This window comes from Viridibacillus arenosi, from assembly GCF_001955655.1.
GTDB lineage: Bacteria > Bacillota > Bacilli > Bacillales_A > Planococcaceae > Viridibacillus > Viridibacillus arenosi.
In genome coordinates, this window is the sequence record NZ_MSPW01000026.1 from 1 (window position 1) to 6,942 (window position 6,942).

General features: G+C 34.6%; 7 protein-coding genes. 3 read left to right on the forward strand and 4 right to left on the reverse strand.

Annotated features, from left to right (window positions below; translation table 11 throughout):
- Positions 1–224 precede the first annotated feature (224 nt).
- Together BK137_RS21300 and BK137_RS21305 are read right to left on the reverse strand one after the other, a co-directional pair.
- A complete protein-coding gene (locus BK137_RS21300; RefSeq protein ID WP_038191227.1) occupies positions 225–668 on the reverse strand; it encodes a hypothetical protein in 444 nt (147 codons plus the stop codon).
- Between the two features lie 312 nt (positions 669–980).
- Positions 981–1,970, reverse strand: coding sequence for a phosphotransferase (locus tag BK137_RS21305; RefSeq protein WP_038191226.1), 990 nt, complete (start codon positions 1,968–1,970; stop codon positions 981–983).
- Between the two features lie 183 nt (positions 1,971–2,153).
- Between BK137_RS21305 and BK137_RS21310 the strand changes: the two genes are divergently transcribed.
- Genes BK137_RS21310 through BK137_RS21320 form a run of 3 tightly spaced genes read left to right on the forward strand, consistent with a single transcriptional unit; the run spans position 2,154 to position 4,981 of the window.
- Positions 2,154–2,708, forward strand: coding sequence for a recombinase family protein (locus BK137_RS21310; protein WP_038191223.1), 555 nt, complete (start codon positions 2,154–2,156; stop codon positions 2,706–2,708).
- Between the two features lie 19 nt (positions 2,709–2,727).
- Positions 2,728–4,176, forward strand: coding sequence for a Mu transposase C-terminal domain-containing protein (locus BK137_RS21315; RefSeq protein WP_038191221.1), 1,449 nt, complete (start codon positions 2,728–2,730; stop codon positions 4,174–4,176).
- A complete protein-coding gene (locus BK137_RS21320) occupies positions 4,169–4,981 on the forward strand; it encodes an AAA family ATPase (RefSeq protein ID WP_038191220.1) in 813 nt (270 codons plus the stop codon). The genes BK137_RS21315 and BK137_RS21320 overlap by 8 nt, the downstream gene beginning before the upstream one ends.
- Before the next feature lie 669 nt (positions 4,982–5,650).
- On the opposite strand, the gene BK137_RS21325 is transcribed toward BK137_RS21320, so the two are convergent.
- Both BK137_RS21325 and BK137_RS21330 read right to left on the reverse strand, forming a co-directional pair.
- A complete protein-coding gene (locus BK137_RS21325) occupies positions 5,651–6,154 on the reverse strand; it encodes a DUF2798 domain-containing protein (protein ID WP_038191218.1) in 504 nt (167 codons plus the stop codon).
- 372 nt (positions 6,155–6,526) lie between these two features.
- Complete coding sequence (locus BK137_RS21330) at positions 6,527–6,751, reverse strand: DUF3953 domain-containing protein (RefSeq protein WP_038191216.1); 225 nt, start codon at positions 6,749–6,751, stop codon at positions 6,527–6,529.
- Between the last annotated feature and the right edge of the window lie 191 nt (positions 6,752–6,942).

Sequence of the window (6,942 nt, forward strand, 5' to 3'; positions counted from 1 at the left end):
GGTTTACATAACGCATCATTATCGGTAGCAAGAAAAAATTCTTTAATGAATGGAAAGTTCCTTCTTCAACTAAACTGCCCCGTTAGTTTAATAAAGAAAAAAGAGCTGCCAAAGCAACTCAATGATCTTTAATTAGCGCCCCCGTTAGTGAAAAGGTGAGGTGTAACCATTGCTGGATGCCCGATAATTAGGATTAAGCCATTATATAAATGTACTTAAAGCGGCTAATCTCGCTGTAATAATGCGCCATTTTGTTTATCGTATATTTTATAATGTATACCAAAATCAGAACCTTCATAATAGGTAACTTCGCAATACGCCTTTGTTAATGAACCTTTGTCCCAATGATTTGGAGGTACACTAAAAAATAAATCATCTGAAAACGTAATATCTAAATAAGCACTTTTTGTAGTGTTCCAGTATTCAACTGAACACGCACCCTTTACTGTGTCGTGATCTCCCTTTAAAATCTTAGGCATCACCGTTAGGGCATCCCTAAATATGACGAGAGATAATAGGGCACTTAATAAGAGTCCAAGCTGGATTCCATAGTATTTAATATGCGGTAAAGGTTTCTTTTTTTGAGTCTTTCTCATATACACAATACCTGCAATACATAAAACAAAGCCTAAAATCGTTAATGAAAATGCACCTAGTAGTTCCATCATTTTACTTTCACCTGCTCTGTCTATCGTGTTAATTCATTTTACATCAATTTCAGTGGTTGTCACTTTAGGAGTTATTTTGCACCTATTTCAAGCACTATTTTACACTATGAGTAAATATAAAAAGCCCAATTTCTCATTAAAATTGAGAAATTAGGCTTTTTTCGTTGCTCCATTAAAGCGCCAGTTTGCTGAATAAAGGCTTTATTGACTCGATCAGATAATCTAATACCATTTAATAATATTATTTTTTATTGAACAGCCGTTGTTGTTCAATAAGGAATTATTTTTAATTCATCTTTATTTAGCTAAATATTATATATTCCCTAACATAGACTCTAATTCTTTTTGATTTTCCGATAGCCAAAGCATTTCCTTTGCAAAACGTTCTGGAGGTCCACTATGCTGATCCATGCTTGAATTTATCCACCAGGTACTTTCCATAAACCATAACATTTTTAAAGAGCTGATTATCGACCCTTTCTCAAGTAAACGTTGCTCACTATACCCTTCTATAAAAGCCTGAACAAGAGAAATATCAAAGTTATTTTCATATAAGGCTCCAGATATAACAACTCTTGCAACATCAAGCTGTGGGTAGTCATATTTCATTCTATCAAAATCTAAAACAGCACTTATTTTTTTCTCTTCAAACAATAAATTATCTACCCAGAGATCACGGTGAGCCCAACCAGTTTCATTCAGGTTAAAATCTTCTAAATTTATAGTTTCTGTTACTTTATATTGTGTTTCTAATATCGGTAACAAATGAGATTTGTCAGTATTATTTGCATGATTCCAAACAGATTCCCAATGAGTTAAACGCTCCTCCCGACTTGGAGGAATAAATTCAGGACCTCTCTTAACCCTTAGTGTACCGTCATTTAACAAATGATGCATATTCCCTGTTACTCGTCCTAAATCAAACATTTGATGAACGTTTAATTTTCCCGGAGCGATCACAGTTCCATTACAGTAATCCATTAACATAAAAAGTTCTCCCTTATCCGATTCAATAAGAAACTGACCTTCATGAGAATAGAGCTTAGGGCATGGAAGACCTCTATTATGTAATCGCATTTGTTGAGAGAAGGCTATTAATAGTTCATCATGGTTATACAGTTTGTATCTTTCCTTGTTGTATTGCTTGATTAAAAAAACACCAGAGTCTGTTGTTATTTTCCACTTTAAATTTAACCAACCACGTTTTATAGGTGTAGCATCTAATACCTTAAATCCAAAATAACGATTACACGTATTTATAAGGTCGTTCAATACCATTTCTTCTGTTAATACAAAATCCATGCTTCATCTCCCCCTATTTCTTTTTACTTCTAAATATTTCAACAAAGTCAATTTTATTTCCTTTTTACTTTTAATAATGCTACTTAGTTTATACGGAATAGTCAATTTGGTAAAATCATTAATCCCTGTTACTTGAATAACACACAATGAAATCAAAGGGAAAATGAGGAAAGAGTGATTTTGGTGTTAATTGGATATGCACGTGTGTCAACAGGATTACAAAATTTGGATTTACAATCAGATGCTTTAACGCAACATGGTTGTACGAAAATCTTTCACGATAAAATGAGTGGAACAATAAAACAACGTCCCGGTTTAGAGGAAGCACTTCAGTATGCACGTAAAGGCGATACAATTATCGTTTGGCGATTGGACCGACTAGGACGTAACATGCAAGATTTGATTCAAATTGTGAACAGCTTAAATGAACGAGGTATTGGCTTTCATAGTCTACAAGAAAACATAACCATGGACAAAAGGAATGCGACGGGGCAATTAATGTTTCACTTGTTCGCAGCGTTTGCGGAATTTGAACGTAATTTGATTGAGGAGCGCTCTGCTGCAGGAAGAGCAGCCGCAAAAGCACGTGGGCGTCTAGGTGGACGCCCGAAGAAGTATGGATCAAAAGATATTGAAATGATGAAAGCTTTAATTGAAAGTGGCACACCGATTAAAGATGTTGCGGAAAAGTGGGGTTTGTCTCGCACTACGATTTATCGCTATTTAGAAAAACAGTAAATCGGAAGGGTTGATGTCTATGCAAAATGAACATCCTCCATTAACAGCTTATTCAGTAGAACAACGACAAGCAGCGATGGTAAAGTATAAAATCATTGCGCCTTATCTTACCGACGAGAAAACATTAACTGTCATTACAGAAGAAACCGACATTGCAAAAAGAACGCTACAATACTGGATTCGGGACTATAAACAATTTGGATTAAAAGGTTTAATTCGAAAAACAAGAAGTGATGCTGGCAAAATACATTTGGAACCGGAAATGATCTCTTCGATTGAACAACTGATTTTGAAGTATAAAAGGAATTCATTGACGTCTATTCATAGGATGATCTGTGGGCAATGTCGGAAAAAAGGCTGGCAAGAACCGAGTTATTATCAAGTGTATAAGGTATCGCAATCCCTTTCGCCAAGCCTGAAGAAGTTAGCGCATGATGGCCAAAAAGCATACGACAATCAATATGATTTAATTCATCGAAGAGAAGCAAGCTATCCCAATGAAATTTGGCAAGCAGACCATACCCCATTAGATATTATAGTTTTAAATGAAAAAGGAAAACCAGAAAGACCGTGGCTAACAATAATTTTAGATGATTATAGCCGAGCAGTCGCTGGATATTTTTTAACTTTTGAAAACCCCTCCGCTATAAATACATCTTTAGTCTTACACCAAGCAATATGGAGAAAAAGTAATCCCGATTGGCAAATATGTGGTATCCCTGAAATATTTTATACAGACCATGGAAGTGATTTTACGTCCAACCATTTGGAACAAGTAGCAATTGATTTAAAAATTAACCTAGTCTTTTCTGCAATTGGTGTTCCAAGAGGACGAGGGAAAATAGAAAGATTCTTTTTAACCATCAATCAATTGTTTTTGCAAGATTTACCTGGGTACTTGGAAAATCAGACTACTAGCTCACTTCTTACCCTTAAGGAACTAGATGAAAAATTATTTAATTTCATCATATATAATTATCACCATAGGGTTCATGGTACAACAAAAAAAGAACCGATACAGGCGTGGAATAATTCTGGATTTCTTCCGAATATGCCAGGGAGTCTGGAAAGTCTTGATTTATTATTACTAAATTTAGCAAAACCAAGGAAAGTTCATTCTGACGGGATTCATTTCCAAGGACTTAGATATATAGACACAAATCTTGCTGCATACGTTGGTGAAACAGTCATTATTCGTTATGATCCGAGAGACATTGCGGAGATTCGAGTGTTTTATCAAGATAAATATTTATGTACGGCTATTTCCCCCGAGATTTCCGATTATACAGTAGATTTAAAGGAGATTGTTTCAGCACGAAATAAAGTACGGAGAAATCTAAAAAAACAACTTGATTCTGGAAAAACGGTTGCAGAAGAAATTGCCTTATCAAAGCAGCACGAGTTAGGGAATAAAACGAATGAACCTAATTCTAAAAAGTCGAAACTAAAGAGGTATTTCAATGAATAAAGGGCAAAAGTTTATTCAAACAAAAGAATATAAGAGATTTACCGAGTTCTGTGATGCATGTATTAAATACAAATATATAGGTATTTGTTATGGATTACCGGGTGTAGGAAAAACATTGTCCTCAAGGTACTATTCGAATTGGGATTCCATCGAAAAACAAATAGCTTATAAAACAGCAAACAATATTGGCCTAGATGCAGATGAAAAGATACTTGAAGCTAGAACAATTTTTTATACAGCTCCGGCAGTACGAGCGACTAAAATGACTGAACAGATCAATCTTATTGGTTCCAGAATGAATATGGTAAGAACTATGTATAAAGTACTTACTAAAGGAGAAGAAGAAAATTACACCACTGACGCTTATGAAGATATCGACTTGATTATTGTTGATGAAATTGATCGCCTAAAAGTGCAAAATTTAGAACAACTTAGAGATATTTACGATCGAAATGACATTGCAATGATATTAATTGGAATGCCTGGCATTGAAAAGCGATTAGCACGTTACCCACAACTCTACTCCAGAATTGGATTTGCTCATGAATTTGATAAACTTAGTAAAGTTGAAACCCATCATATTCTAGAGTATAAATGGGAAGAGTTAGGACTTTCTATAAAGCTTGAAGACTTTTCCGATTATGAAGCAATAACCAGCATTATAAAGATTACAGGTGGAAACTTTAGACTCATACAGAGATTGTTTACTCAAATTGAAAGGATACTTGAAATTAATAAGCTCAAAACGATAACAACAGAAGTAGTTGAAGCCGCACGGGACAGTTTAGTAATCGGAATTAAGTAATATGAAAAAGCTATCATTACAGAGATAGCTTTTTCATTTTTAAATTTATAGTGCAAAATATCTCTCTAAATGGGTGCAAAATAACACCGAAAGTGACAAGTGGTGCTTTAACTTCCTGCAATAGTTGAATAGCAACAATCTTTGAGAAAACAGCCTTACTTAAAGACAAATAAAGAAGATAAAGTCCTTGTTATGTATAGCTCACTCCGGTATGGACAGCTATCCTGCTTCGATAGTTATAAGAGCTTCATATGCAACTCAACGATCTTCAAGTAAAGCACCCGTTAGTTGAATAAGAAACAGAGACGCTTATTAAACAATCGCGCCCGATTGTGGAATATCGTTTTTCAACTATAGCCCCTGTAGTTAATATATAGGAACGATTAAAAAATGCAGGTATACAACGCCAAGAATGCAGCCTTACTCAAAATGCCACTAAACCATTACTGTTAATCGGTTTCTACTCACGTGCATAAATAGCATTCATAGGAAAAGCCAAGAAACGTTGTTTTCACAGTATTTCTTGGCTTTTTGTGTCTTCCCAAATTTTCATTTGGGAACGTTATATCTACTAAGCAATCAAAGATGAAAAAAAAGCCGACAAGGTTTTTAATAAAACCCATCGGCTAAGTAAGATGATTTGTGGTGTGTTTTCAAAATGAAATTTTATTATAGTTTTTCAGTCACTAATCTACTTCTCTGCTTTGCGTGCAATTTTTTCATTGCAAGTCTTGCTATAGGTTGTGCAACTAGCAACTCAATCCAAAATGCTACACCAAAGTTTCTAAACCAACTGTGAAAGAAGTTTTGGAAAGGTTCTATGCTTATTTGTTTCGTACCAACCCAAGCTCCTATGATAGTCATAAGAATAGATATGACTGTAACATTCAAAAGGGTATTTAATAGAACTCTGGCATTAAAGCCATCTGTTGGTCCTACGAATTTCGGCAGAATTTTGCCAACTAAAGGTCCTGCAACTAATCTAACTATCAAAACAACAATAATCCACAAAAATGGTATTATTTTTAGAGTTTCTAAATAATTTTCTTTACTGAATCCTAGTTCCAGCCCCACAATTATCGGGCCGATTGTGTTTGCTGAAATAATTGAGATAATCAGTAGAAACACTATTCCTTCTTTTGGATTTTGAGGAAGTCGATCTTCTTTATACATATTAGTACCCTCCGAAAATAATATTCAAGATGGTAGACGTATCTTTCGACATATATTTTCGGTAAAAAATTAACTCACCAATATCTCTACACACTTACTTTAATAAGTTTAACTCGTTTTCAGATGAATTCCAGTCTTGTATTATTCACATATATGTGAGCAAAATCATTATCGAGGGAATTGATTCTCCTACATTTTTGGCAGTGTTAGATGTTGAATTATCACCCGTTATGTCATTAACAACAATCTTTGCGAAAACAGCCTATCTATTTTATCACGTTTCCTTCTTCCACTAACCTGCCCCGTTAGTTCAATAAAGAAAAAAGAGCTGCATATGCAACTCAATGATCTTCAAGTAAAGCACCCGTTAGCTTAAAAAGTATAGATGGCTACAAAACATAAAAATGCTGCTACAAGGGTAGTAAATATCGCACTTGTATTCCGTTTTTCTTGTAGTTCCGAAACACCCGTAACCAATAGAAACACACCAAAGAACAAGCACATATATGGCATAAACTCAAAGTTATCAGTAATTAAACCATAACCTGCTAATCCACCAACAATAACTGATGAGATCAATCGCAATATTTTCAACATATTCCTCTGCCTCCATTAAATCCCTGTACAAGTTCTTGTTTAATCATATCATTTTAAACTCTATTTTTTTGTTATAAAGCTGGAATTCCTTATTCAACTAAACTGCCCCGTTAGTTGAATAAAAAAAGAGCTGTCTAAATAGCTCCAAGATCTTCTACTAAAGCACCTGTTAGTTTTGAATTACTTATTTT

What these genes read in the sequence shown, in the direction of transcription:
- BK137_RS21305 (WP_038191226.1), bottom strand. Translation starts at nt 1,970, where the DNA reads ATGGATTTTGTATTAACAGAAGAAATGGTATTGAACGACCTTATAAAT.
- BK137_RS21300 (WP_038191227.1), bottom strand. Translation starts at nt 668, where the DNA reads ATGATGGAACTACTAGGTGCATTTTCATTAACGATTTTAGGCTTTGTT.
- BK137_RS21320 (WP_038191220.1), top strand. Translation starts at nt 4,169, where the DNA reads ATGAATAAAGGGCAAAAGTTTATTCAAACAAAAGAATATAAGAGATTT.
- BK137_RS21330 (WP_038191216.1), bottom strand. Translation starts at nt 6,751, where the DNA reads ATGTTGAAAATATTGCGATTGATCTCATCAGTTATTGTTGGTGGATTA.
- BK137_RS21325 (WP_038191218.1), bottom strand. Translation starts at nt 6,154, where the DNA reads ATGTATAAAGAAGATCGACTTCCTCAAAATCCAAAAGAAGGAATAGTG.
- BK137_RS21315 (WP_038191221.1), top strand. Translation starts at nt 2,728, where the DNA reads ATGCAAAATGAACATCCTCCATTAACAGCTTATTCAGTAGAACAACGA.